The organism is Streptomyces gobiensis, assembly GCF_021216675.1.
GTDB lineage: Bacteria > Actinomycetota > Actinomycetes > Streptomycetales > Streptomycetaceae > Streptomyces > Streptomyces gobiensis.
Genome location: NZ_CP086120.1, coordinates 4,072,462 through 4,097,564, shown reverse-complemented (window position 1 = coordinate 4,097,564; position 25,103 = coordinate 4,072,462). Strand labels below are relative to the sequence as shown.

The following is a 25,103-nucleotide window of genomic DNA, read 5'->3' as shown; positions in this document are numbered from 1 at the left end:
CCCGGAGATTCCCTCCCCGGTCCAGTATGTGAAACGGCTTTCTCAGAAGTTGTCTCTTACCCGACATCCAGCCGCAGCAGATCCTCCTCCGTCTCACGGCGGACGATCACCCGGGCCACGCCGTCCTTGACCGCGACGACGGGCGGGCGCAGCGCGTGGTTGTAGTTGCTGGCCATCGAGCGGCAGTACGCGCCGGTAGCGGGCACCGCGAGTAGGTCACCCGGAGCCGTATCGGCGGGGAGGAAAGCGTCACGCACGACGATATCTCCGCTTTCGCAGTGCTTGCCCACCACCCGGCTCAGCATCGGTTCGGCCTCGGAGGCACGGGACACCAGGGAGACCGTGTACTCCGCGTCATAGAGCGCGGTACGGATGTTGTCGGACATCCCGCCATCGACGCTGAGGTATGTCCGCAGCCCCTCCAGCGGCTTGACGGTGCCGACCTCGTAGAGGGTGAAGGCGGTCGGTCCAACGATCGCCCGGCCCGGTTCCACCGAGAGCCGGGGCACCGAGAGGCCGGCGGACTCACACTCACGGGTGACGATCTCACCGAGCGACTTCGCGATCTCGTGCGGCTCCCGTGGGTCGTCCTCGGGGGTGTACGCGATGCCCAGGCCACCGCCGAGGTCGATCTCCGGCAGCTCGGCACCGTGCTCATCGCGGATCTCCCGCAGCAGCCCGACGACCCGGTGAGCGGCCACCTCGAAGCCGGAGGTGTCGAAGATCTGGGAGCCGATGTGTGAGTGGATGCCGGTCAGCTCCAGCGACTCGTGCCGCAGCACCCGGCGTACGGCCTCGGCGGCCTGCCCGCCCGCGAGCGGCAGGCCGAACTTCTGGTCCTCGTGGGCGGTGGCGATGAACTCATGGGTGTGCGCCTCGACGCCCACCGTGACCCGGATCAGTACCGGCTGGCGCTTGCCCAGTCGCTGGGCGATATGGGCGACCCGGGCGATCTCCTGGAAGGAGTCGAGGACGATCCGGCCGATCCCGGCCTCCACGGCCCGCTGGATCTCCTCATTGCTCTTGTTGTTGCCGTGCAGGGCGATCCGCTCGGCGGGCATTCCGGCCGCCAGCGCGGTGGCCAGCTCACCGCCGGAGCAGACATCCAGGTTGAGGCCTTCCTCATGCAGCCAGCGGACGACGGCGAGGGAGAGGAAGGCCTTCCCGGCGTAGAACACATCCGCGTCCGCGCCGAAGGCCTCGCGCCAGGCCCGGCACCGGGAACGGAAGTCGTCCTCGTCCAGGATGTAGGCCGGGGTGCCGAACTCCTCGGCGAGTTCTCTGACGGTCAGGCCGCCGACGCTGACGACGCCGTCGTCGTCGCGTACGACCGTACGGGCCCAGACGCGTGGATCCAGGGCGTTGAGATCGGCGGGCGGCGCTGTGTAATGCCCCTCGGGCAGCACATCGGCGTGACGGGGCCCGGCGGGGTGGGCGGAACGGCTCATGGTGCTCTGAATCCCCTCAGAGATGGTTCGGTGCGCTGATGCCGAGCTGGGTCAGGCCGCCGGCCAGCACCGCTCCGGTGGCCTCGGCGAGGGCCAGGCGGGCACGGTGGGCGGCCCGGGGTTTCTCGTCACCGCGGGGCAGGATGGGGTGGACGTCGTGAACGTCGCAGAAGGCCTCGGCGACCGCTTCCAGCTGCCGGGCGAGGCGGTCGGGGGTGCCGTGTTCGCTGATCCGGCCGGAGTCGGCCAGCAGGGCGATCAGCGCTGCCTCGGCCGGGGTCTCGTAGGAGCCGGGCTCCGGCCCGAAGCCCAGGTCACGGGCGTTGGTGAGGAGTGCCCGGGTGCGGGCGTGGGCGTACTGGACCCGGAAGAGCGGCTGGCTGTCACGCCGCTCGCAGGTCACGGGGTGACCGGTGACGGCCGCCCAGCGCGCGGCGTCCCGGGCGGGGTCTTCGGGCAGCGCGGCGGGCTGTGCGCGCCGCCCGGCCGCTATGGCCTCGCGTACGACCGCGGTCCGCCCGGCCGCCCGCACGGTGATGTTGAGGAAACCGGCTCCAGCCACCTCCACCCGGGCGATACCCGGCTGCTGGGCCAGCCTGATCCGCAGGATTTCCGCGATCTGGCGGGCGGGACGGCCCAGGGCGGGGGCAAGCCGCAGGGCGAGGTTGGAGGCGTAGTCGGCGTCGCCGTGCGGCGGCCTGCGGAGCGTGACCTTTTCGGGGGTCCGGACCGCCGCGGGCAGCTCCCCGTCTTCGACGGCACGGCGCAGCGTGTGCAGGACGGTGCGCGAGAGCTGGGCGGGGGTCACGGAACAAGCGTATGGGAGAGGGGGCGGGGGAAAGCCAGCAGGTTTCGTCCCTAGGAACGTCTGACCACGGACTCCGCACCGTCCGTCACGGACGGCAATGGCGCCGCGGGGTGGTCGCTCCGGGGGCCGCCGCCATAGAGCAGCCGCCGCACCATGCGGACCAGCTCAACTGGTTCGAAGGGCTTCGCGAGGAAGGCGGCCACGCCTTCCTCGACGCCGAGCTTGGTGCAGCCGCTGATGATCGCCACCGGGATGTGCCGGGTCCGCGGATCGGCGCGCAGCCGCTCGGCGGTACGCAGGCCGTCGAGCCGGGGCATGACGACATCGAGTGTGATGACATCGGGCCGGACGTGGTGAACGACGTCCAGACATTCGGCACCATCGGCCGCGGTCATGACCTCGAAGCCCTCTAGCTCAAGGTTGACCCTGATCAACTGCCGGATGACCTTGTTGTCGTCCACGACAAGGACCCGGCCGGACATACCAGCCACATACTAAAGAGTATGGGTGCACCACCGGCTGCGTCCGGGTTTTGCCTGTTTCTGCCCCTCGCTTCCATGACGCCGGTCATACGGGCCGTATACGCCCCTCTTCTTGACGGCGCGCCCTCGCACCTCTCGACGGTGGGGGTGGCTGGGCGTCGCTGGCGGTGGGAGTTCCCCTAACCCGGCCCCTTCCCGAAACTGGGGGCTGCCGCCCCCAGACCCCACCCGTGTTGTGGGCAGTCGTTCCGCTGGGGCGGAACGGGTGGGCACAACACCTGGCCACCGGCCCGCACCCGGCCAACCCCGGGGCCCCGGGGCAAAGCCCCGGTTACGGGAAGGGGCGGGATACGGGGACACCCACCACGGCAACCCGCAGCCGGGCGGAGCCCCGCCACGCGGCGGAGCCTCACATCGGTACAGCCGGAAAGGGGCCGGGGTTAGAGGAACCCAACCCTGTCCGGCGCGGGGAAGCGGTTTCCCTGCTGCACCGTTGGCTCGACGCGGGCGCCTCCGCACGCCGGGCCGACACGGTCACGCGGGTCGGCCCGGGAGACTGACGAAGCAGCCGTCAGCCCTGCCTGCGACGACTGCTGCTCGCCTTGCCGAGCGCACCGGTCGCCGTCGCGAGGATGACAACGAGACCACCGAGGATCACGTTGTTGATGATCGTGGCCGTGGTGGCCACATTGCCTGCGACAACCCACGGGGCGATGATCGTCCAGACACCAATGAGGCCTGCCGCCCCACTCATGCCGTAGGTGCGTTCGTAGGCCGCACCAAAGCCGAAGCCGAGCACCGCGAGAGTGATACCGGTGATCAGATTGTTCACGGCCAGTGTCGGGAAGGCGTTGAAGCCCACGATCCACGGTGAAGCCGCCAGGTAGACGCCGGTGAGCAGGGTCAGAACTTCCAGCCCCTGAGCGGTGGGCGTTGCGGCTGCCCTCGCATAGCGGGCGCGCAGGGTCACCAGGTCAGGATGCTCTTCAATGCCAGACGTCGGCGCGGTCATTTCGGCCGCCTCCTTCAATTGGCTCGTATCTGTCTCCCTATATCCGGCTTACCCCGAATCGCTCGCATAACCTTCTGTATCGCACCCTTTGATATCGCAGAGAGCTACTCCGAGTCGGTCCGGTGGAGCTTCCCGCCCGCCCGGAACGCATGGATGGCGTGCCCGTGCTCACCGGCCGTCCGCACCACCGCCTCCCAGCTCAGCGCCCGCTCCCCCACGGCGAACAGGGGCCCGCTGTCCCGTCCCCGGGTCAGCTCCGCCAGGAGCGCGGCGGCCCGCTCGCTGAAGTCCACCCCCTCCGACACCGCCTTCCCGGATGCCCGGCTCACCCTTCTCTCCTCGAAGTGAACATCGCGGACATCGCAGGAGAGCAGGTCCAGCACCCGTAGCTCGCCCTCCCACAGCAGCAGCCACAGCGTCCGGTGGACGATGGCTATGGAGTCGTCGGCGAGGAGTTCCTCGAACTGTTCCTCGGTAATGCATTGTTCCGTGAGCGTCATGGCCCGGCAGTATTCCCGCAGAACGCGCCGGTGCATAGGCATGGGCACCGGTTATCCCAGGGCCCAGGGGCCCAGCCCTCAGCGGTGGGTGGCGAGTTCCGTAGCCAGCTCTTTCAGCAGCAGCTCACGGTGGCTGTGCATAAAGAAGTGGTCCCCCGGGATGGGGCGGAGCGAGAATCCCGCGGCCGTGTGCCGAGACCATGTCCTGACCTCGGCCATGCCGATGAGCGGGTCCTCCTCGCCGCCGAAGGCCACGATGGGGCAGTCCAGCGGCGGGCCGGAACGGTGCCCATAGGACTCCGCGATCGAGAAGTCGGCCTTGATGACCGGGAGCATCAGCTCCATGAACGCGTCGTTCTCCAGCAGCTCGCGCGGAGTGCCGCCCAGCTCCCGCAGGAGTCGGCGGAACTCCGCGTCGGGCAGGGACGAGGCCTTCACGCGCGGGGGCGAGGCCCCGGGGGAACGGAAGGCCGCCACCGCCAGGCAGGCGGGGCGCCGCCCGGCCGCCTCCAGGCGGCGGGCGGCCTCGAACGCCACGGCCGATCCAAAGCTGTAGCCGAACAGCGCGAAGGGCAGACCGGGGCCTTCTTCATCGAGGTGCTCTTCCAGAGTGTCCAGCACATCGTCGACGAGCGGCTCCAGCCGGGTGTACGGGAGCTCGCCGAAGCGGGTGCCACGGCCGGGCAGCTCGACCGGGCACACCTCGACAAAGTCGGGGAGCGCGTACCGCCAGTCCTGGAACAGGCGCGCTGAGCCGCCCGCGTAGGGCAGGCAGAACAGCCGGAGTGACTTACCGGGCGCCACGGTCTTGCCCGTCATGTCCGGCGCCGCCGCGCCCGGCCGCGCCGGGTCTGCGCGCGTACCCCACCGGATGCCGCGTCGGCCGGGGTCTGCGCGGGCTGTGCCCCCGCACCCCCGGCAGCTCCGGAGATGTGATCGGCGAGGTGCCGGACCGTTGGCTGCTCGAACATCGTCACGAGCGGGAACGGGTGGTCGAGCGCCGTCTGAATGGCGCGGTGGAGGCGGACCATGACCACGGAGTCCACTCCGATGTCGAGGAGGCGGTCGTGGACGGTAATGCTGTCATGCCGCAGTTCGGCACGGAGGATCGCGAGGATCTTCGCCTCCGTACCGGTCTTGGCCTCACCGTCGCCGCCGATGCCGCCCTCGCCGCCGCCGGTTCTGGCCGCATCCTCGGCCAGACTGCGCAGCGCGCCCCGGTCCAGCTTGCCGCGGGGGGTCAGCGGCAGCCGCTCCACCTCGGTGAACGTGGCCGGCACCAGAGCAGCGGGAAGCAGCGCTGCCAGCCGCTCCCGGAGGAGTTCGCCCAAGGGCAACCGGACGGGCTCCGGGGCAGGGTCGCTGTCGGCGCTGCCGGCGGTGAGGGCGCCGCCGAGCAGGCCGTGCAGTACTTCGCTGTCCTCGTCGAGGGCCAGGGCCCGGCGCAGCCCGTCCGTGGCGTGGATGACGCCCACCTGGCAGAGCCCGATCCCGTACGCCGGTGCGGCGTCGTCCAGCAGCTGCGTCATCAGGCCCGTTTCCAGCAGGCAGAAGTCGCGCGCCCGCTTGCCGTACATCGGCTCGACGGCAGCGCGCCGGGCGGTGAAGAAGACGGAGAAGGCGGAGTTCCGGAACATCCCGTGGTTGTCCGGCGCGTGGACCGCGGTGTCGAGCTGGGCGTCCGGCACCACCGCCACCAGCCGGTGCTGCCGCGGGTCGTAGTAGTACGTGCCGCCGTCGAGCCCGTCGATCCGGCCGGGGGCGGCATAGAGGTAGGTCTGTACGGGGTACAGACCACCGGCCGAGGCATAGCGGTACTTCGGGCCGGTGTCCGTCTCGTCCGCGCGCAACGGCTCCAGCATCCGGGCGAGCGCGGCCAGGGGAACCAGGCCGTCCCCGTAGGTCCGGCGGCTGGCGCGCGGCGGCACCGGCTCGGTGCGCGGTGCGGCGGCGGGCAACGCGTGGACGGTCCCTTCGAGGTCGGTACGCAGCCCGGGACGGCGTGCCGTGAAGGCCAGCCGCTCCAAGGGGTCGGTGAGGACATCGCCGAGCGCTTCACGGTACGCCTCGTGCCCGGCGGCGGCTTCCCGGGCCTCCGGCGCGTCCGGTACGACTACCGCGGCGAGGCGGCGGCCCTCGCGTTCGCCGCCGATGACGGTGACAGCGGCCGCACGGACCTCGTCCTGGCGGAGCAACGCGGCCTCGATCTCACCGAGTTCGACACGGTGCCCGCGTATCTTGACCTGGAAGTCCTCCCGGCCGATGATCTCGATCTCGCCCTCCGGCAGCCACCGGCCGAGGTCTCCGGTGCGGTACAGCCGCCGCCCGGTGCGGGGATGCGTGATGAAGGACTCCGCGGTGCGCTCAGGGTCCCGCCAGTAGCCGTCGGCCAGTCCGCTGCCGCCGATGCATATCTCACCGGTGACCCCCACCGGGCAGGGCTCCAGCCGGTCGTTGAGTACCTCCATGGTCTGGTTGCGCATGGCCGTGCCGTAAGGGATCGAGTCGCGCTCGGCGTCGGCCGCGGTGACCTCATGGGCCACGGACCAGATCGCCGCCTCGGTGGCCCCGCCCGCCGCGGTGATCCGGGCGGCGGGCGCGGCGGCGCGGATACGGCCCGGCAGGTCGACGGGTATCCAGTCGCCGGAGAGCCAGATCTCGCGGAGCGCCGCCAGACCGGGGTGGGCGGGTCGGCCGCTCACGTCACCGCCAGCCGGGTTCCCCAGGTGCTCGACGAGCATCCGCAGCAGGGCGGGGACCGAATTCCACAGGGTGATCCGGTGCTCGGCCATGAGCTCCAGCCAGCGGGCGGGGTCGGCGGTCGCCTCCGGTTCCGGGAGCACCAGCGCGCCTCCGCTGCCCAGCACGGCGAAGATATCGGCGACCGAGAGGTCGAAGCCGAGGGCGGACAGGCCCAGAACGCGGTCCTCAGGGGTCAGCGCGCAGCGCTCCGTGAAGTCGGCGATGGTGTTCAGCGCCGCCCGGTGCGACACGGCGACGCCCTTGGGGGTGCCGGTCGACCCCGAGGTGTACAGCACATAGGCGAGGTCGCCCGGCTGCTGCACGGGGGCCAGCGGGGAGTCGTCCCCGTCGGCCGACTCCAGGTCGACAGGGAGCCCGGTGACCCCGGCGGGCCAGCGGCGGTCGGGGCCCGGGGACGGGGTGAGCACCAGGGCGGCCCCGGAGTGCTCCAGCAGCCAGTCCTGCCGGGCGGGCGGCAGCTCCGGGTCGACCGGCAGATACGCGGCACCCGAGAGGTGCACCGCGAGGACCGCGACGATCTGCTCCACGCTCTTCCCGATGGCGACCGCGACGAGCCGGTTCGGCTCCGCCCCGAGGCCGCGCAGGCGCCGGGCGAGCCGGCAGGCGTGCCGGTAGAGGTCGCCGTAGCCGATGCTGCGGTCCGGGGCGATGACGGCCGTACGGGAGGGGTGGGCCAGCGCCTGCTCGGCGACGGCGGTGCACAGCAGCCCCTCGGGTATCTCACCGGCGGTGTCGTTGGCCGCTTCGATGAGCCGCCGCTGCGGCTCCGGCAGCACATCCACCCCGCCCGGGCCCCAGGCGCCCTCGTCCCCGTCCCCGTCCTCGGCTTCGTCTTCGGCGAGGGCGTGCAGCAGCCGGTCGTAGGCGCTGAACATCTCATCCAGGACGGTGGGCGGGAACATCGCCTCCACCGCGTCCCACTTGTAGGTCAGGGTGCCGCGGTCCTCGTACACCTGGTGGTCAAGCAGCACCTGCGGCGTCTGCGACACCGCGTACACGGTCTCGCCGAGCCAGTTCGCACCCACCTCACCCTGCTTGAACTCCTGGTCGCGGCCCTGCTCACGGGCGCTGGCGAAGACGACGGCGGAGAAGGCCGCGGCCGGCACATCACGCTCGCGGGTGATCTCGCGGATGACCTCCACACCGCTGAAGAAGCGGTGGTCCATGTCCTGCCACAGCTGCCGCTGGATGCGTTCGGCCAGCGCGCTGAAGCCGCCGCCCGCGCGGAGGTCGACCTCCAGCAGGGTCACGGAGGTGAAGTCACCGATGATCCGGTCGATGTCCGGGTGCAGCGGATGCCGGTTGAACAGCGGGACGTTGAGGGTGAAGTGGCCCGTCCGGCACCAGGTGCCGAGCACGGTCGCATAGGCGGCGAGCTGTACGGCGGAGGGGGTCAGGCCCCGGGCCGCCGCCCGCTCCTTGACGCGGGCCCAGCTCTTGGCGTCCAGCCGTGCGTGACGGCGCCCCCGGAGGGGTTTGCGGCCGGCCGGCAGACCGGTGGCGACCAGCGGCAGCCGCGGGTTCGGCGGCAGCGTCCCGGTCCGCTGCAGCCAGTACGCCCTGGACTTCTCGTACGCCTCGGTGCCGCGGATGCTCTGAGCGGCGATCACATAGTCACGGAAGGACACCTCCAGTGGAGGCAGCTGGGCATCCGGGTCGGCATACAGATCGCCCAGTTCAAGGAAGAACAGCCGGATGCTGGCCACATCGGCGATCAGCAGGTCGACGCCTGCATGGACGCGGGCCCGGGTGCCTTCGATCCAGGTGACCCGGATGTCGAACATCGGCCAGGCGTCCAGGGGGAGCACCTGGTGGCTCAGCTCCTCGCGGAGCTCGCCGAGATGTGCGTCAAGGCGGTCGGTGCCCGCGCCTCGCAGGTCGTACTCGATGACGGGCACCTCGCCCGTCTCGGGCAGGATGCGCTGACTGCCGTCCGAGGACACCACCGCCCGGAGCATCTCGTGGCGCCGCACCAGCGCGTCCAGCGCCCGCCGCAGCCGTACGGGATCCAGCTCGGCGCAGTCGTATTCGGTGTAGAGGTGTACGGAGGTGGAGCCGAGGTCGTACGCACTGCCCCGGCCGACCAGGTACGCGTGCTGGATCTCGGTCAGGGGGAAGGGTTCATGGCGGGCCGCGGGGTCGGCGGCCAGCGCGGGCCAGGCAGCGATGTACGCGGCCTGCGGCCCGTCGCCCTCCAGGCCGTGGAGGATACTGCCGGCCACATCGGCGACGCTGCCCCGGAGGAAGCCGGCCATCGGCAGGGCCACCCCGAAGTCACGGGTGAGGCCGTAGCGGAGTTCGACGGTGCGCAGCGACTCCAGGCCCAGGCCGATCAGCGGCCGGTCCCCCGGTACCGTGTGCGGGTCCGCGCCGAGGAGGGCGGCGATACGCCGGCGGACCTCCGCGGCCAGCACATGACCGCGCAGCTCCGCGGGGAGGCCGCGGACCATGTCCCGCAGCGGGCTGGTGGCCTGCGCCGCGGCATCCGGTGGGGCGGCGGGCGCGGCGGACGCGGCGGCGGTGTGCAGGGGCTTGAGCTCTCCGTCGAGGTAGGCCTGTCGGCACGTGGTACGGCGGATCTTTCCGCTCCCGGTCATCGGAATATCGCCGGGCGCCACGAACACCACCGCGTGCGCCTCGACGTCCTGTTCGGCCGCGATGGCGGCGCGGACCTCCGCGCCGAGTGCCGCGAGATCCAGGTCACCGGCGTCCTCAGCGGAGCTCTCAACGGACTGGACGAGGACCAGTCGCTCGCCCTCCGCGGCGTCGACGGAGAACGCCGCCGCCGGGGCGGTCGCGAGAGCGGGGTGTGCCCGGCGGGCGGCGGCCTCCACGTCCTGCGGGTGGATATTGCGGCCCCGGATGATGATCAGCTCCTTGAGCCGACCGCACACCACGACCTCGTCGCCGTGCCGGAACGCGAGGTCGCCAGAGCGCAGGAAGGGGCCCTCGCCATTGGCCAGCCGGCCGGAGAACGCCTCCTCCGTCTGTTCGGGGCGCCGCCAGTAGCCCTGGTTGACCACCTGGCCCGCGATCCATATCTCGCCGACCTCGCCCTGGCCGCACTCGGTGCGGGTCCCGGGGTCGACGACGAGCATCCGCACCCGCGGATGCGGTACCCCGCAGCCGACCAGCTCGGCGGAGCGGTCAGTGGAACGGGCGGCGGAGTCAGTGCCGAGCGGTTCGGCCCTGCCCTGCTCCAGGGCGGCCGCGTCCATGGTGAGGACCAGCGGCTCGGGGCCGCGGCGCCCGCTGATGCCCAGCGTCACCTCGGTGAGCCCATACCCGGGGAACCACGCCTCGCGGCGGAAGCCGTGCGGTTCGAAGGTGCGGGTGAACGCGTCGATGGTGCGGCGCTGGATACGCTCAGCGGCGTTGAAAGCGGAATGCCACCTGCTGAGGTCGAGCTGGGCCCGCTGCTCCGGGGTGATCCGTTCGACGCAGCGGTCATAGGCGAAGTTGGGCCCACAGCTGAATACCGGGGCTGATGCGTCCGATATCGCCTTGAGCCAGCGGAAGGGCTCGGCGATGAAGTCGTCGGGCGTCAGCAGCGTGCAACGGCCGCCGGTGAACTGCGACATGGTCACGGTCCCGGCGATGCCGAGGGCGTGGTAGACGGGCATCCAGGTGACGACATCAGCGCCGTCGGGGAGTTCGGCCAGCTCACGGAAGACCCGGAGCTGCTCCAGCAGACCGTCCTGCGAAACCATGACGCCCTTGGGAGCCCCGGTGGACCCGGAGGTGTACTGCATCAGGGCGAGATCACGGCCGTCGATCCTGGGCGGCACCCACAGATCCGCGGACGCGGCCTCACCATCTGTGCCGTCTGTGCCCACCGTGCCGCCGATGCCGCCGAGGCTGTCGGTCTCGATCCAGGCCGCCGCCGGGGCGCCGCCGCCGGCCCAGGCCCGGCGCAGCCCCGCGGCCCGGTCGCGCTGGGCGACCACCACGGCGACCTCGGCGTCCAGGCCGATCTGCACAAACCGTTCGCCTTGCCCGGTGCCGGGCCCGGCCTTGGGCGGTGCGCACGCTACAGCGCACGCACCCGCGTACAGGCAGCCGAACAGGCCCACAACAAAGTCCGGTCCGGGTGGAAGCAGCAGCAGGACCCGCCCGTTCCCCGCACCGTGCGCCTGGAGGGTCGCCGCCACGGCACGGGCCCGGCTGTCGAGTTCCCCACGAGTGAGGTGCGTGGCGGGCAGTTCCAGGCCGGTGCGCTCGTCGAAGGAGGGAAAGGTGAACGCGGTGCCCTTCGGGTCCCGTTCAACCCGGCCCCGAAGGATCTCCAGTAGGCCCGCCGCGGGGAGACCGGCGTCGTGCGGGGTGTTGGCGGTCATGCTCTTTCATCCCAATCTCGACGGTGCGGAAACTACCGGCCGGAGCTGGCCTGAGTCGGCGTCAACTTACCTCCCCCCAAAGGGTGAAGGAGACCGGCGGATATCATACGGACCGCCCAGTCCGGTGGTTCAGCAGCCGCCTTATGGACACTTAGGGGGTGTCTGGTGGATCTCCGTGGAGGGAGGAGCGGCGTCTGGTGCGTGCGATCGCAAAGCGGAGGAGGAAGCCAACCTGGTTGGTTGGCGACCGACGACAACGCAGCGAGCGTGCGTGCCAGGCGTCGCGACGCCGCGGAGATCCACCAGACACCCCCTAGGCCGCACCGCGACAGCGGCCCCGCAGAGCCAGAAGGGAAGGCCCGACCGTGCCGAGTGAGATGAGTGCTTTCGTCACCCCGGAGCAGATCATCGACGATCTATGGGCACCACGGGCGACACAGGTCCTCATCACCGCCGTTGAGCTGGGCCTCTTCTCACACCTCGCGGCCGGGGCGCGCACCGCGGAGGAGGCCGCGGCGGCCGCCGGTGCGGCGCCGCGCGGCGTCCGGCGTATCCTCGACGCCCTGACCGGCCTCGGCTATCTGGAGTCGGAGGGCGGAACGTACGAACTCACCGCCGTCTCCCGGCGGTTCCTTGTCCGCGACTCCCCGTCCTACCTGGGCGACATGTGCCATGAAACCCGGGCGCTGTGGGACCAGTGGCCGCGACTGACCGATGTGGTCCGCTCAGGAGAACCGACCGCCCGGTGGGAGGAGGAGAGCGCGGGCCGCGAGCACTTCCCGCAGCTTGTCTCGGCGTGGTTCCCGATGAGCTTCGGGGCCGCCCGGGCCGCAGTCGCCGCACTGCCGCAGCACACCCGCGCCGGCATCCGCCGGGTGCTGGACGTGGCGGCCGGTTCCGGCGCCTGGTCACTCGCCTTCGCCCTGGACCTGCCTCAGGTGCGGGTGACCACGGTCGACCACCCCGAGGTCACCGCCGTCACCAGGACGTTCACCGAACGCTTCGGCGTCGCCGACCGCTACGAGCACATCTGCGGAAACCTGCGCGAGGTGCCCTTCGGCAACGGCTACGACCTGGTCACCCTCGGCTACATCGTCCACACGGAGGGGCCCGACTGGGGCCGCAGGCTGATCGAGAAGTCCTACGCGGCCCTCCGCGACGGCGGCACCCTGCTGATCGGCGACATGATCCCCGACGACACCCGCACCGGCCCCGACATCCCACTGGTCTTCGCCGCGACGGATCTGCTTCTCTTCTCCCAGGACGGCGACGTCTTCACGATGCGCGACTACCGGACCTGGCTGACCGATGCCGGCTTCCGCTCCGTCGAGGCCGTTGACGTACTCGCCCCTTCACCACTTCTGGTGGCGACGAAGTAGTGGCTCCGGTGAGGCGCTGCCGCTGGTTTACGAGGCCGACAGGCGCTCGGTGAAGGTCTTGCCGCCGTCGCGGGATTCATAGACGCCGTTCTCGGTGGCGGCGAGTACGTGCTTGGCGTCGATGACGGTGAGAGCCTGGGGTCCGCCGCCGGGGACGGTACCGGTCTTCTTCCAGGTCTTGCCGTTGTCGGTGCTGCGGTGCACCGCGCCATGGGGGTCGATGCCGTAGAGAGCGTCCGGGGTGGCTGCCCAGGAGATGAAGACGAGGGTGGGTCCGGCGCCTTCGGCGAAGGTGTTGCCGCCGTTGGTGCTCTTGGCGACGCCCTGCTGGGTGGTGGCCAGCACCAGGCCGGGGTTTTTCGGGCTGACGGCGAGGTCGATCGCGGGGATCTTGGCGCGGTCGTCCCAGCGCTTGCCGTCCTTGCTGACGCGGACCTGGCCGCGGGTGCTGTCATAGCCGTAGACGGTGTTGTGGGCGTATTCCAGGGCGTGGAAGTCGGCCTCGCCGCCCAGGGAGAGGGTCTTCCAGGTCTTGCCCGCGTCCGTGCTCTTGATCAGGCCACGGTGAGCGGGCTCACCGCTGCCCTCCTCCGGGTGGCCGCTGCCGAGGAAGGTGGACTCGCCGGTCACCGTGAAGCCCATGTAGTCGGACTGATCGCCGACACGCTCTGCGTCGCCGTCCTTGTCCACGGCGATCACACCATGGTGTGTGGCGACATAGAGCCGCCCGTCAGCGGGATCGATACCCAGCCCATGGATGTGACTGACAGAGACAGCGTCGGAGCCATCGCGGGTGCGGTCATGGCCCTCATCTGAGCCGCCGGAGTCACTGGAGCAGGCGGTCAGGACCGCCGCGAGCAGGACTGCGACAGCTGCGGTGGGAGTGCGGAAGCGGAAGGTCATCAGGGTCCTCTGGCGCGGCTGAGATGCGTATGGGGGCGGCCGTGGCCGACACGGGTCCGGCCCGGCGCACCATAACCTAATTTACTTCGGAGAGCTGAGGGGCGCGTGACCATCACCTCCGGCCGGAAACTGAGTATCTGGTAAGTTCACTTTTATTCCTATGAGGCTTAGGTAGCAGGAGTGACCGGTATGGCCCAGTCCGGCACGGCCGGGTCCGTAGACACCGGGTCCGCCATCGGGCGCGGCCCCTGGGGGCTGGTCGCCCGTCTGCTGGCCATCGTGCTGACGGCCCTGGCCTCGGCCGCGCTGATGTGCGGGGCCGCCGTGGCCGCTCCGCAGCCCTCGGATACGGAACCGGGTTCACCAGCCCCGTATGCGGCGGTGAGCACGGTCGGTCACACCGTCGCGGGGCCTCACGCGGCTGATCAGGTCCCGTGTGAAGAGTGCGTACGGGAGGACAGTCCCCGGCACTGCGGGCTGCCCGTGCCGGACGGCGTCCGCGATACCTCGCCTCATGCCGGTCCATGGGGTATCCCGGAAGGTGGACAGGTCTCCGTACCGGCCTCATCGGCGCACCCGGCCACCGCCTCGATTCCCGGCGGGCCAGCGCCCCGACCGCCGGATCTCCACCTTCTGCAGCTGCTGCGGGTGTAGAGCACGGCAGCCGGAGTGTGTACGCACAAGGGTGCGTACAGCTGGCTCCGGTCCCCGCGCTCCGATCCGTACGCAGAGAGACGAAGCAGAAGGACATCCCCATGGGTTCCGCCAACAAGCAGTCCAAGGCCGCGGCCCGCCGCGCCCGCATAGACGAGATGCGCCGCGCTGAGCAGGCCCGCGAGCGCCGCAACAAGATCATCACCATCACCGCCGTCACCGCCGTCCTGGCCGCCACGCTCGGTGGCGGCTGGTATCTGTGGTCCTCCGCCAATGAGGCGCAGCAGGCCAAGGAGGCGGCGAAGGCCGCCCCGGTGCGGGGAGTGAAAACCTGGGAGGACCTGAGCCAGGATCATGTCCAGACACAGGTCGACTACCCGATGAGCCCGGCGGCGGGCGGCGAACACCACCCGATCTGGGCCGACTGTGACGCCAAGGTGTACACCAAGGAGATCAAGGAGGAGAACGCCGTCCACTCCCTGGAGCACGGCGCCGTCTGGATCACCCACAACGACAAGGCGGCCAAGGCCGATGTCGAGTCCCTCAAGGACCGGGTGGCCAAGACCTCGTACACGTTCCTGAGCCCGTACAAGGACCAGTCCTCCCCGATCACCCTGACCGCCTGGGGCCACCAACTGGAGGTGGACAAGGCGTCGGACCCACGCGTGGACCAGTTCTTGGACAAGTACGTCCAGGGTGAGCAGACCCCCGAGAAGGGCGCCACCTGCTCCGGCGGGAGCATGGAGTGAGCGCGTCCCTGTCACGCCGGTGGTGGCTGGCCGGAGGTGCTGCCTTCGTCGGCCTGTGGCTGGTGGTCCTCGCCCTGGTCGTGGTGAAGAACCTTCCGGAGGCGGATCCGGGGGTGCCCAGCGCGGATTCGGCGGACGCGGGGTTCGCCCGGGATATGGCCGTCCACCACCAGCAGGCCGTGGACCTGTCGTTCCTCGTGCGCGACCGCACCGAGGACGAGGAGGTGCGTCGCCTGGCCTACGACATCATCAACACCCAGGCCAACCAGCGTGGCATGCTCCTGGGCCGCCTGGAGGTCTGGGGGCTGCCGACGGTCTCACGGAAGCCGCCGATGGCCTGGATGCCTCACCACGAGGAGACCGGGGAGTACGAGCCGAAGGATGGCTCCCTCATGCCGGGCATGGCCACCAACACCCAGCTGGACAAGCTGCGTGAAGCCAAGGGCCAGGCCGCCGAGGTGCTCTATCTGAAGCTGATGACCGCACACCACCGCGGCGGCGTCGATATGGCCCAGGGCGCCGTCGATCTGGCCGAGGACGAGCAGATCAAGGATCTGGCCAAGGGCATGGTCCGTGGCCAGCGTTCGGAGATGCGGCTCATGGCCGACATGGTCAAGGCCCGCGGCGGGAGCACCCAGGAATAACCTCAGCAGGGGGCGGTAGCCCACGCGGCCACCGCCCCCTGCGGTCTGCCACTCACCAGGTCGGCCACCGCTGCGAGCGGTGGCCGCACGCCCGCGTGGGATGCCTCAGAGGTCGGTCATCACTGGTCGAGCCCAGAGAGCCGCCGCAGGTACTCGTCCTCATCGATCTCCCCGGCAGCGTAGCGCCGCCGCAGGATCTCCCGCGGTGTCTCCTGGTCGGCGGGCTTGGTCTCCTGGTCGGCGGGCCTGCGCGCGCCCGGCCCGCCAGTGAGGGAGCGGACCAGCCAGACCAGCCCGGTGACGGCAAGCGCGAGGAAGATGAGGACGCCCAGCCACCAAACGATCATCATCCAGGGGCCCATGCCCCCGCCCATCATGCCGTTCATCCAGCCGCACATGGTCTCTCCGCCCTCCTCCCGGGCGCTGCCGAGAAGGCTGCTCCTGGTTTCTCCGACTACCCACCGCACGGGAGACGATGCCTGGACGGGGCGGGCGCGGCGCCGGCATCGGTCTGCCGTAGACTCCACACGCTAATACCTAACCAGCTTAGTTTTCCATCCGGACGTCAGGCATACGTGCCTCACCGCTACCGCTCCCGGGGGGACGTACATATGCGCAAGCCCACCCTGTTCGTCGCCGCGCTCACCGCGGTCGCCGCGCTCACCCTGACCGCCTGCGGCGCCGGGACTGAGGAGGTGCCGCTCTTCTCGACCGACGCCACCGCGGGACCGGACAAGCCCGCGACCGTACTCGATCAGCCGTTCAGCAAGCCGGATCTGGTTCTCACCGACACTCACGGCAAGAAGTTCGACCTGCGTGCGGAGACCGAGGACCGGCTGACCCTGCTCTACTTCGGCTACACCCACTGCCCGGACGCCTGTCCGCTGACCGTGAGCAACCTCGCGATCGCGTACCAGGGGCTGTCCAAGGCCGAGCAGGACAAGCTCCGGGTCGTCTTCGTCACCACCGACCCCGAACGGGACACCCCCCAGGAGCTCGGCACATGGCTGCCCAGTGCCGGAGACTCGGACTTCATCGGCCTCAGCGGTGACTTCTCCGCCATTCAGGCCGCCGCCCGCAGTGTGGGCATCGGCATCGAGGAGCCGACGAAGGACAAGGAAGGCAATGTCGTCTCCGCGCACGGCAAGACGGTGCTCGCCTTCTCCCCGAAGGACAACAAGGCGCATGTGATCTACAGCGGCGGGGAGACCACCGCCGACCACTACGCCAAGGACCTCCCGAAGCTTCTCAAGGGACAGGTGCCGTGAGTCGTCATCGGGTGAGGACGTCGCTGAGGGAGGGGAGCACCAGGCCAGCGCCTGCCCCGAGCACCAGGGTCGCCGCCGCGGCGGCGACCGCGGTGCCGCCTGCCCAGTGGTCCGCCGCTGCCCCGGCTCCGGCGGGTCCGTGGCTGCCGGGCGTGACCGCCGGGGCGATCCAGCGCAGATAGTAGAAGAGGCTGGCGAGGGTGTTGAGGGCCGCGACCGCGACAAGCCAGGGCATGGCGCCGCTCCAGGTGGCGGAGAACACGGTCAGTTTGCCGATGAAGACCGCCGTGGGCGGGGTGCCGACCAGGCCGAGGAGGCAGACCACGAGCGCGCCCGTGAGCCAGGGGTGGTGGCTGCCCAGGCCGCTGTAGGAACGCAGGGTGCGCAGGGCCGGCAGCGCGGCGACGACGGCGAAGGCGCCGAGGTTGGTCACCGCGTATGCGGCGAGGTAGAAGAGCAGGCTGCGCAGGGCGTCGGGGCGGGCGGCGACGGCGACCGCCATGAGGAGGTAGCCGACCTGGCTGATCGTGGAGTAGCCGAGCAGCCGCCGGGGATCGGTCTGGGCGAACGCGGCCAGATTGCCCAGCGTCATGCTCGCGGCGGCGAGGGCGGCGACCAGCAGACGCCAGTCGAGAGCGGCGCCGGGCAGGATCGTGAGCACCCGGTACAGGGCGATCAGTGCGCCGATCTTGGGGACCGTCGTGAGGAAGGCCGCCGCCGGTACGGTCGCCCCGGCTGCGGCGTCCGGCACCCAGAAGTGCGCGGGAATCGCGCCCGCCTTGAACAGCAGTCCGGCCAGCAGGGTCACCGTGCCCGCCGCGAGGGCTCCCGCGGGGGCGCCGGCGAGCCCATCGGCGAGGGCGGCGTAGGCGGTGGCCCCGCCGAGGCCGTAGAGGAAAGCGACGCCCAGCAGCATGGTGATGCCGAACAGCGCCCCCAGCAGATAGACCTTCAGCGCGGCCTCCGCCCCGTTCTGGTCACGGCCCCAGCCCACCAGCGCGTACAGGGAAATGGAGGCGAGCAGATAGGCGACGGCCAGCACCAGCAGATCCGAGGCACCGGCCAGCAGCACGCTGCCGAGCGAGGCCAGCAGGACCAGGACGGAGAACTCGCTCTCGCGCCGGTCACCGCGTACGCGCCCCGCCGAGAGGGCGAGCACGAGCAGCGCGGCCGCCGGGACGATGACGCGGGCCGCGTCGGTGGCCCCGTCCAGCGCGTAGGTGCCCGCGTAGACCGTACGGTCCGGCCCGGCGGCCAGGACCGCTGCGGCGGTCAGTGAGGCGGCCAGGGCGCTCCCGGCCAGCAGCCCCGCGATCCACTGGCGGTGCCGGGGCAGCCAGGAGCCGCTGAGCAGGGTGACGACGGCGCCGAGCAGCAGGCAGAGTTCCGGGACGAGGGCGAGCGGGTCCATGCGCATACGGTCAACTCACCGGGCCACCAGCTCGACGGCCGTCCGGGCGGCGGGATCGACCGTGTCGAGCAGCAGCCGGGGGAAGACGCCGATGGCCAGGGCGAGGGCGAGCAGCGGCGCGACCGCCCAGGTCTCGGCGGGCCGCAGATCGAGCACACCGGGGACGGCGCGGACGGCGGCCCGGGGGTGACGCGCCGGGCCCAGGAAGAGCCGGTGCAGCGCCCACAGGAACAGGCCGGCGGTCACCAGGATGCCCAGCAGCGCCAGGGCCGTGGCGACCGGTGCCGAGCCGAGGCTGCCGGCGAAGATCTGGAACTCGGCGATGAACCCGCTGAACCCGGGCAGGCCGAGGCTGGCGAAGGCCGCGATGGCCGTGAACGCGGCGAACCGCGGCGCGGGTCCGGCCAGTCCGCCGTAGGAGTCCATCTCATAGGTGCCGCCGCGGTCCCACAGAATGCCGGAGAGCAGGAACAGAGCGCCGGTGATGAGGCCATGGCTGACCATCTGGACGACCGCTCCGGTGACGGCGACGGAACGGGCCTGGGCGTCGGACTGCGCGATGAGACCGGCGGCGCCGAGCGCGAGCAGGATGTACCCCATGTGGTTGACGCTGGTGTAGGCGATCATGCGTTTGAAGCTGGTCTGGGCGAGGGCGACCAGGGCGCCGTAGAGCGCGGAGATGACGCCGATGACGACGAAGGCCAGCGCGTAGCGGCGCCAGGAGCCCGGCAGCACCGGCATGGCGATCCGTACGAACCCATAGGTGCCCATCTTCAGCAGGATCGCGGCGAGTACGGCGGACCCGGCGGCGGGGGCGTCGGTGTGGGCCGGGGGCAGCCAGGTGTGGAAGGGAAAGGTCGGCGTCTTCACCGCCAGGCCGATGGCGATCGCGAGCAGGACCAGGGCGCCGGCCGGGCCACCGTCCTCCAGCGGCGGGCGGCGGGTCAGTTCGGCCATGTCGAAGGTGTGCGGCGAGGAGGCCGCGTACAGGCCGATAAAGCCGAGCAGCAGGGCGAGCGAGCCGAGGAAGGTGTAGAGGAAGAACTTCAGGGCCGAGCGGGCGGGCTCGCCATGGCCCCAGCCGGCGATGACGAAGTACATGCCGACGATGGACAGATCGAAGAAGAGAAAGAAGAGGATGAGGTCGGCGGCGGCGAACAGGCCGAGGCTGGTGGTCTCCAGGGCAAGGAAGAGCGCGGCGAAGCGGCGGATGTCACGCTGGCCGCGCAGCGAGTACAGGGCACAGGCCAGAAAGACGACGGCGGTCAGGGCCAGCAGTGGCAGCGAGAGGCCGTCGACGCCGATGTGGTAGCCGGAACCGGCGCCGGGGATCCAGGGGCGGTTGGTTTCGTGGCCGAGGTCCGGCCCCTGGTAGGTGACCCACAGATAGACCACCGCAGCGAGTTCGGCGGCGGACACGGCGACCCAGGTCCAGCGCACGGCGGTGTCGGGAAGTCCGCGCCAGACAATGAGCACCACGGCGGCGGCGAGTGGGAGAAAGACGGTCAGGGAGAGCATGCTCACCTCAGCAGCAGAAGCAGGGCGACGGCCGCGACGAGCAGGGCCACCGCCTGGGCGTAGTACTGGTGCAGCTGCCCGGTCTGCGGACGGCGGGCCAGATCGCCAAGGCGCCGGGTGCCGAGGGCGATGCCCCGTACGAGGCCGTCGACCCCGCGGCGGTCGGAGGTCGCGCACCAGGACGACAGACGGCGGACGGCTACGGCGGCGGCCATGACGGCGCGGTCCAGCACCGCGTCATCGAACCGGGCGAGCAAGCGGGCCAGGGCGAGGGCGGGCTGTACGGCCGCCGCGTGAGCCCCCTTCTCCAGGTGCAGCCAGGCATGTGCCCAGGGGGGCTCGGGAAGGCGCGGGGCGAGCAGCGCGGCGCTCGCGGCTCCCGCCAGGGCCAGCACGGCGGTGGCCAGCATGGTGCTGAACGTGGCTGACGGCTCCGCGACAGCGCCGACGGTTTCCTTCAGCCACTGGCTCAGCGGGGGCAGCGCGAGGAGGCCCAGTACGGCGGCGCCGAGCGCGAGCGGCATCAGCGGTCCGGCCTCCAGCGGCCGGGCCCGCCTGCCCTCGCGCTGCCCTGGGTGAGGGCGGCCCGGGGCCGGCCGCAGTACGAATCCGATGGCCTTGCCCGCATACAGCGCCGAGAGCAGCGCGGCGGCCAGCGCCACCCCGTACAGGGCCGGGGAGTCGACGGCGGCCAGGATCTCGTCCTTGGTGGCCCACAACGACAGGGGCGGCACCCCCGCCAGGGCGAGCGCCGCCACGGTGAACGGAGCCCCTACCGCCCGTTGCCGCCGGGCGGCGCCGCGCAGGGCGGGAAGATGCTGCGTTCCCAGTGCCGAGACCCAGGCTCCGGCCGCGAGGAACAGCAGTGACTTGACGGCCGCGTGGGCGATGAAGTGGGCGGTGCCGCCCGCGATACTCCCCGTACCGGCGGCCAGGACGACAAAGCCGAGCTGGGCGCTGGTGGAGGCGGCGAGCAGCTGCTTGAGGTCCCGCTGGGCGAGGGCGACCACACCGAGACCGAGTGCGGTGAGCGCACCGGCCCACGCCGCCACGGGCGCCGCCCATCCGGCGGCCTCCAGCAGTGGCCGCAGCCGCAGCAGCAGATAGCCGCCCATGGCCACCATGGCGGCCGAGTGCAGCAGGGCGCTGACGGGGCTGGGCCCGAGCATGGCCTTCGACAGCCAGAAGGAGAAGGGCAGTTGTGCGGCCTTGCCCAGAGCGGTGACCAGGGCACCGGCGGCCGCGAGGTGCAGCCAGGGGCCTTCCAGGGCCGCGAGGCCGCCCAGGGACAGCGCGGGAATGGCACCGGAGTCCGCGGCCAGGGCGGCCCCGGCTGCCAGATACAGCCCGAGGTCGGCCACCCGGGTCGTCAGGAACGCGGTGGCGCCCGCCGCCACGGGCTCGTTCTCGCGCCAGCGGAAGGCGATGAGCGCGTATGAGGCGGCGCCCATGATCTCCCAGGCCAGCAGCAGCCCGGTCAGCGTCGTCGCCGTAGCGGTGACCAGGACGGCGGCCGTGAAGAGCAGCATCAGACCGAAGAAGCGGGGCCGTTCGACGGATACATCGGCCGCGGCGAAGGCGAGGACGAGCAGGCTGACGGTGGCCACCGTCACCACCACCAGAGCGGACAGACCGTCAACGCTGAGGGCCAGTGGCCCGCCTGCCAGGAACGGGGCCTGTACGGACGGCCGGGTCAGCGCGGCGGTGAGGGCCAGTCCGAGCGTCACCGCCGCCGTGACCAGGGCGATGACCGGCGCGGCCCGGCCGGTGCCGGGGGCCGCTGGGCCTGCCCGGTGAGGTCGTGGACGGCCGCCGGACAGGGCGAGGAGTCCGCCGGTGACGGCGGGCAGCGCGACCATGGCCCACAGCACGGCGTCCGCCCCATGTGCCGCGCTCATCGCTTCAGCTCCGCTGCCATATCGGTCGTATCCACGTCCTTGGCGCGGAACAGCAGCGTCACCACGGCGAAGCCCATGGCCATCTCGACGGTCATGGCCGCGATGACCAGCAGCACCAGTACCTGCCCGTCCGCGTTCGCCGGGGCCAGGAAGTACCAGAAGGCGGCCCCCGCCACGATGACGCCGTTGAGCATCAGCTCCAGGCCCATCATCACCATCACCACGGACTGCTGGCTCAAGGCTCCGAACAGCCCCACCGCGAACAGGGCGGCGGCCAGCAGCAGCAACAGCTCCAGCGTCATGTCCCGTCCTCCGCCGTGGTCCGGTCCTGCGGCTGGCGCGCTCCGGACCCTCCGCGGTCGTACGGGCCGTGGTCGTACCGGCCGTGGGCGGAGGCCAGGACGAGGGCCGCCACGATGGTGGTGAACAGCACCGCACCGATGCCCATCATCACCAGCATCTTGGGACCCATCAGCGCTTCGCCCACGGCCTGCGTGGGGTCGGCGGGCGCGGTACCCCGGCGCTTGGGCCACGGCAGGAGCAGCGCGCCCGCGCCCAGGGCGAGGAAGACGACGGCGGACAGGGCGAGGGCGCCACGCTTGTTGTGCAGCATGGACATCGGCATGAGCCCGCCGGGATTCATCATGAACATGATCATGAATACGGCCATAATGGCCATCTCCATCACCATCATCAGCACCGTGACCACGCCCAGATAGGCCAGATCCAGCAGGAGCAGTACCGCGCCCACGGCCACGAACGACAGGGCCAGGGCGTATGTCGCCCGGGCCATGGAATCCACCCGGAACACCGCCACACCGGAGGCGACCGCGACAACGGCGAACAGACAGAACAGGGCGAGCTGCACCACGCCTCATCCCCTCACCACGACGACGACGGAGACCACCAGCACCTGCGCCAGCACGGCGGGCAGGGCCACCAGCCATCCGATACGGGCCAGCCGCTCCGGGTGCACGGCGGGCAACCGCCCACGGACCACGATCAGCGCCGCGAGCACTACCAGCGTCTTCACCACCGTCCACGCCCAGCCGGGCAGCCAGGGCCCGGCACCGCCGCCCAGAAACAGCGCGACCGCCATACCCGACCCGGCGGCCAGCAGCGCGTACCGGCCGGCCAGCAGCAGCAGACGGTCCACCCCGGCCGCCTCGGCCAGCACACCACCGGCGGCATCACGGCCCACCGGATAACCGAACGGCCCCCACATGCTGAACGCGGCCACCGATCCCACGAACACCACAAAGGCCACCGGCATCCACACGGCGTACCACAGTCCGCGCTGAGCCACGGCGACCTCGCCCACGCGCAGGCTCTGTGCCGCCACCGCCGGTGCGGTGAGGGCGAACATCAGCGGCAGTTCGTAACTCAGCGCCTGGGCGAGAAACCGGTAGCCACCGACCAGCGGATGCACGCTGTTGGGCCCCCACCCCGCCAGCCACACCACCGCCCACAGCACAACGTCCATGGCGTTGAACCACACGATCCCCACCGGCAGATCCGCCACCACCGTCCCGCCGACCGGCACCACCACGGCCATCAGCAGAGCGACGACCAGCGGCCCGGCCGTCCCCACCCGCCACAGCAGCTGGTCCGCCGCCACCGTCCGCCGACCGCGCTGCCGCAAGAGCCGCACCACCTCGGCGAGCGGACGATCCCACCGGCGGTCAAGGGCGCCATCGAGTACGGCCCCCACGAGGGCCGTGCCGAGCAGCGCGGCGCCGGCGGGGAAGACCGCCCAGGCCGGGGCCCCGGTGACCATCACCGCACCCCCTCCCCCGGGGCCAGCTCATCCGTATCGGGGTCGAAGCTCGCCACCAGCAGCCGGGCCGCCGTGAGATCCAGCCCCGGCATCAGCTCAACCGCCGCCGCCAGCAGGCCCCGGGACGGTGGCGCCCCGCGATCGGGCCGCCCACGCGGACCGCCGTCCTCCGGAGCCGGTTCACCGGCCAGCAGACGGTCCGTCTCCGCAAGCCACTGCCGCCAGCGGGCCGTCGCGTCATACGGGGGCCCCGCCCGGGCGGCGGGGCCGTCAACCCCCAGGCGGGCCGCGTGACCGGCGTCAAGCACCCCGAGCCCATCGGTCGCCCAGCGAAGCGGCCGCGAGCGCTCAACGCGCCGCCGCCACGCCAGAAATCCGCGCCTGACCCGCGCCTGCGGTTCCCCGGCGAGCAGCCGGTCGCGCAGCCGCCCGGCCGAGTGCGCGGCCGATGCCCAGCCCGCCACGGCCAGCAGCCGCCCGAGCGAGTCCAGATGGCAGGCCGCCCGTCGCCGGTCGCCCATCGCGGCCTCCCGGCCGCTCCGCCAGTACGGCGGGCCACCCGTCCCTGCCGAGGCGAGCACCCGGCCATGGGCCCGCTGCACCACATCGCCCTGCAGCAGGGTGTCGATGACCAGGCCCGCCGGCCAGTGCGGCAGCACCGGCCCCAACGGCACACGCAGTACGTCCAGTTTCAGCCCGTCCCGGTCCTCACCCCGGTCGGCCATCGGCAACCCACCCGGCATATCCGTCCCGCTCGGCTGCCACGCATCGTCCCGCCCGGCGGCTTCGGCCACCTGCCGACGGTCGGCGAGCGCGGGCAGCAGCCCCCGCAGCACCTCACCCACCTGGCCGGGCCGCACCACCTGTCCCCGCACACGCGGTCCCGGCAGCTGAGCCCACACCTCATCGGCAGCCGCCCGCAGCTCCGCCGACGGCTCCCCGATGACCAGCAGAACATCGGCATCGGCCGGCGTCGGAACCAGCCGCCCGCCCAGCGCCGCCACCACCGCTTCGGCCTCCAGCCGCACTTCCGTGGCGCCCGGACACACCACCGGCAGCACATGCGGACGGCTCGCGGCCCACCCCGCCAGCCGCTCCGGCAGACCGGACCACCAGGCCATGCTCAGGCCCACCGCAGGGCGCCCTCCCGCCAGGCGTAGAGGACACCGCACATCAGCAGGCCGAGAAAGGCGAACATCTCCACGACGGCCCCGGCCCCCATCTCAGCGACGACGACCGCCCATGGATACATGAACAGCATCTCGACATCGAAGGCCAGGAACAGCAGCGTCAACACATACCACCGGGCATGGAACCGCGACACCGCATGCTCCTCGGGACGTGCCCCGGACAAAAAGGGCCCGCTGAGCAGCGGCGTCGCCCGAATGGCCGTCAACCGGTGCAGCAGGCGCAGCCCCACGACCGCTCCAACGGCGAGCCCCAGCATGACGCCCACATCCGTAAACTCGCTCACACGCACCTCCACCCTCTCGCAACGGCCCTGACGAAGCGTGACAGTCCGACGCCCGTTCACCGCTGTCATCCGGTGCCG

Annotated in this window: 22 protein-coding genes; 5 read left to right on the top strand and 17 right to left on the bottom strand. The window is 71.2% G+C overall.

Going from position 1 to position 25,103, the window contains the following annotated elements; all coding sequences use genetic code 11:
- Positions 1–56: 56 nt before the first annotated feature.
- The 7 genes from lysA to test1122_RS19215 all read right to left on the bottom strand — a co-directional run bounded on the left by lysA (position 57) and on the right by test1122_RS19215 (position 11,350).
- Positions 57–1,448, bottom strand: a complete 1,392-nt coding sequence (gene lysA, locus test1122_RS19245; protein WP_232270409.1) for a diaminopimelate decarboxylase — start codon at positions 1,446–1,448, stop codon at positions 57–59.
- Between the two features lie 16 nt (positions 1,449–1,464).
- The gene (locus test1122_RS19240) at positions 1,465–2,256 is read right to left on the bottom strand and encodes a DALR anticodon-binding domain-containing protein (protein ID WP_232270408.1); all 792 of its coding nucleotides are present in this window, start codon (positions 2,254–2,256) and stop codon (positions 1,465–1,467) included.
- Between the two features lie 50 nt (positions 2,257–2,306).
- On the bottom strand, positions 2,307–2,738 hold the full coding sequence (locus tag test1122_RS19235; RefSeq protein WP_232271986.1) for a response regulator: 432 nt from the start codon (positions 2,736–2,738) through the stop codon (positions 2,307–2,309).
- Positions 2,739–3,309: 571 nt separating this feature from the next.
- On the bottom strand, positions 3,310–3,750 hold the full coding sequence (locus test1122_RS19230; protein WP_232270407.1) for an SPW repeat protein: 441 nt from the start codon (positions 3,748–3,750) through the stop codon (positions 3,310–3,312).
- A gap of 104 nt (positions 3,751–3,854) precedes the next feature.
- On the bottom strand, positions 3,855–4,250 hold the full coding sequence (locus test1122_RS19225) for a hypothetical protein (protein ID WP_232270406.1): 396 nt from the start codon (positions 4,248–4,250) through the stop codon (positions 3,855–3,857).
- 78 nt (positions 4,251–4,328) lie between these two features.
- Entirely contained in the window at positions 4,329–5,069 is a 741-nt protein-coding gene (locus test1122_RS19220; RefSeq protein ID WP_232270405.1) for a thioesterase II family protein, read from the bottom strand.
- Positions 5,066–11,350, bottom strand: coding sequence for a non-ribosomal peptide synthetase (locus test1122_RS19215; protein WP_232270404.1), 6,285 nt, complete (start codon positions 11,348–11,350; stop codon positions 5,066–5,068). The genes test1122_RS19220 and test1122_RS19215 overlap by 4 nt, the downstream gene beginning before the upstream one ends.
- Positions 11,351–11,727: 377 nt before the next feature.
- Between test1122_RS19215 and test1122_RS19210 the strand changes: the two genes are divergently transcribed.
- Complete coding sequence (locus test1122_RS19210; protein WP_232270403.1) at positions 11,728–12,729, top strand: acetylserotonin O-methyltransferase; 1,002 nt, start codon at positions 11,728–11,730, stop codon at positions 12,727–12,729.
- A gap of 27 nt (positions 12,730–12,756) precedes the next feature.
- Here the strand turns inward: test1122_RS19210 and test1122_RS19205 are convergent, their stop codons facing one another.
- Positions 12,757–13,632: a F510_1955 family glycosylhydrolase gene (locus test1122_RS19205; protein WP_232270402.1), complete on the bottom strand. Its 876-nt coding sequence runs from the start codon at positions 13,630–13,632 to the stop codon at positions 12,757–12,759.
- Positions 13,633–13,821: 189 nt separating this feature from the next.
- Here test1122_RS19205 and test1122_RS19200 point away from each other — a divergent pair, with 189 nt between their 5' ends.
- The 3 genes from test1122_RS19200 to test1122_RS19190 all read left to right on the top strand — a co-directional run bounded on the left by test1122_RS19200 (position 13,822) and on the right by test1122_RS19190 (position 15,679).
- Positions 13,822–14,286: a hypothetical protein gene (locus test1122_RS19200; protein ID WP_232270401.1), complete on the top strand. Its 465-nt coding sequence runs from the start codon at positions 13,822–13,824 to the stop codon at positions 14,284–14,286.
- Between the two features lie 101 nt (positions 14,287–14,387).
- Entirely contained in the window at positions 14,388–15,035 is a 648-nt protein-coding gene (locus test1122_RS19195; protein ID WP_232270400.1) for a DUF3105 domain-containing protein, read from the top strand.
- A complete protein-coding gene (locus tag test1122_RS19190) occupies positions 15,032–15,679 on the top strand; it encodes a DUF305 domain-containing protein (protein ID WP_422397014.1) in 648 nt (215 codons plus the stop codon). Before test1122_RS19195 ends, test1122_RS19190 begins: the two co-directional genes overlap by 4 nt.
- 119 nt (positions 15,680–15,798) lie before the next feature.
- Here the strand turns inward: test1122_RS19190 and test1122_RS19185 are convergent, their stop codons facing one another.
- Positions 15,799–16,077, bottom strand: a complete 279-nt coding sequence (locus tag test1122_RS19185; protein WP_232270399.1) for an SHOCT domain-containing protein — start codon at positions 16,075–16,077, stop codon at positions 15,799–15,801.
- 213 nt (positions 16,078–16,290) lie between these two features.
- Between test1122_RS19185 and test1122_RS19180 the strand changes: the two genes are divergently transcribed.
- Complete coding sequence (locus tag test1122_RS19180; protein ID WP_232270398.1) at positions 16,291–16,947, top strand: SCO family protein; 657 nt, start codon at positions 16,291–16,293, stop codon at positions 16,945–16,947.
- Positions 16,948–16,951: 4 nt separating this feature from the next.
- On the opposite strand, the gene test1122_RS19175 is transcribed toward test1122_RS19180, so the two are convergent.
- Genes test1122_RS19175 through test1122_RS19140 form a run of 8 tightly spaced genes read right to left on the bottom strand, consistent with a single transcriptional unit; the run spans position 16,952 to position 25,025 of the window.
- Positions 16,952–18,364, bottom strand: coding sequence for an NADH-quinone oxidoreductase subunit N (locus tag test1122_RS19175; protein WP_232270397.1), 1,413 nt, complete (start codon positions 18,362–18,364; stop codon positions 16,952–16,954).
- A gap of 9 nt (positions 18,365–18,373) precedes the next feature.
- Positions 18,374–19,876, bottom strand: coding sequence for a complex I subunit 4 family protein (locus test1122_RS19170; RefSeq protein ID WP_232271984.1), 1,503 nt, complete (start codon positions 19,874–19,876; stop codon positions 18,374–18,376).
- Positions 19,877–19,878: 2 nt separating this feature from the next.
- A complete protein-coding gene (locus test1122_RS19165) occupies positions 19,879–21,774 on the bottom strand; it encodes a proton-conducting transporter transmembrane domain-containing protein (RefSeq protein ID WP_232270396.1) in 1,896 nt (631 codons plus the stop codon).
- The gene (gene nuoK, locus test1122_RS19160; protein ID WP_232270395.1) at positions 21,771–22,076 is read right to left on the bottom strand and encodes an NADH-quinone oxidoreductase subunit NuoK; all 306 of its coding nucleotides are present in this window, start codon (positions 22,074–22,076) and stop codon (positions 21,771–21,773) included. Before nuoK ends, test1122_RS19165 begins: the two co-directional genes overlap by 4 nt.
- Entirely contained in the window at positions 22,073–22,645 is a 573-nt protein-coding gene (locus test1122_RS19155; RefSeq protein WP_232270394.1) for an NADH-quinone oxidoreductase subunit J, read from the bottom strand. Before test1122_RS19155 ends, nuoK begins: the two co-directional genes overlap by 4 nt.
- A 3-nt stretch (positions 22,646–22,648) precedes the next feature.
- A complete protein-coding gene (locus test1122_RS19150; protein WP_232271983.1) occupies positions 22,649–23,551 on the bottom strand; it encodes an NADH-quinone oxidoreductase subunit H in 903 nt (300 codons plus the stop codon).
- Positions 23,551–24,672: a hypothetical protein gene (locus tag test1122_RS19145; RefSeq protein WP_232270393.1), complete on the bottom strand. Its 1,122-nt coding sequence runs from the start codon at positions 24,670–24,672 to the stop codon at positions 23,551–23,553. Before test1122_RS19145 ends, test1122_RS19150 begins: the two co-directional genes overlap by 1 nt.
- 2 nt (positions 24,673–24,674) lie before the next feature.
- Complete coding sequence (locus tag test1122_RS19140; protein WP_422397013.1) at positions 24,675–25,025, bottom strand: NADH-quinone oxidoreductase subunit A; 351 nt, start codon at positions 25,023–25,025, stop codon at positions 24,675–24,677.
- Between the last annotated feature and the right edge of the window lie 78 nt (positions 25,026–25,103).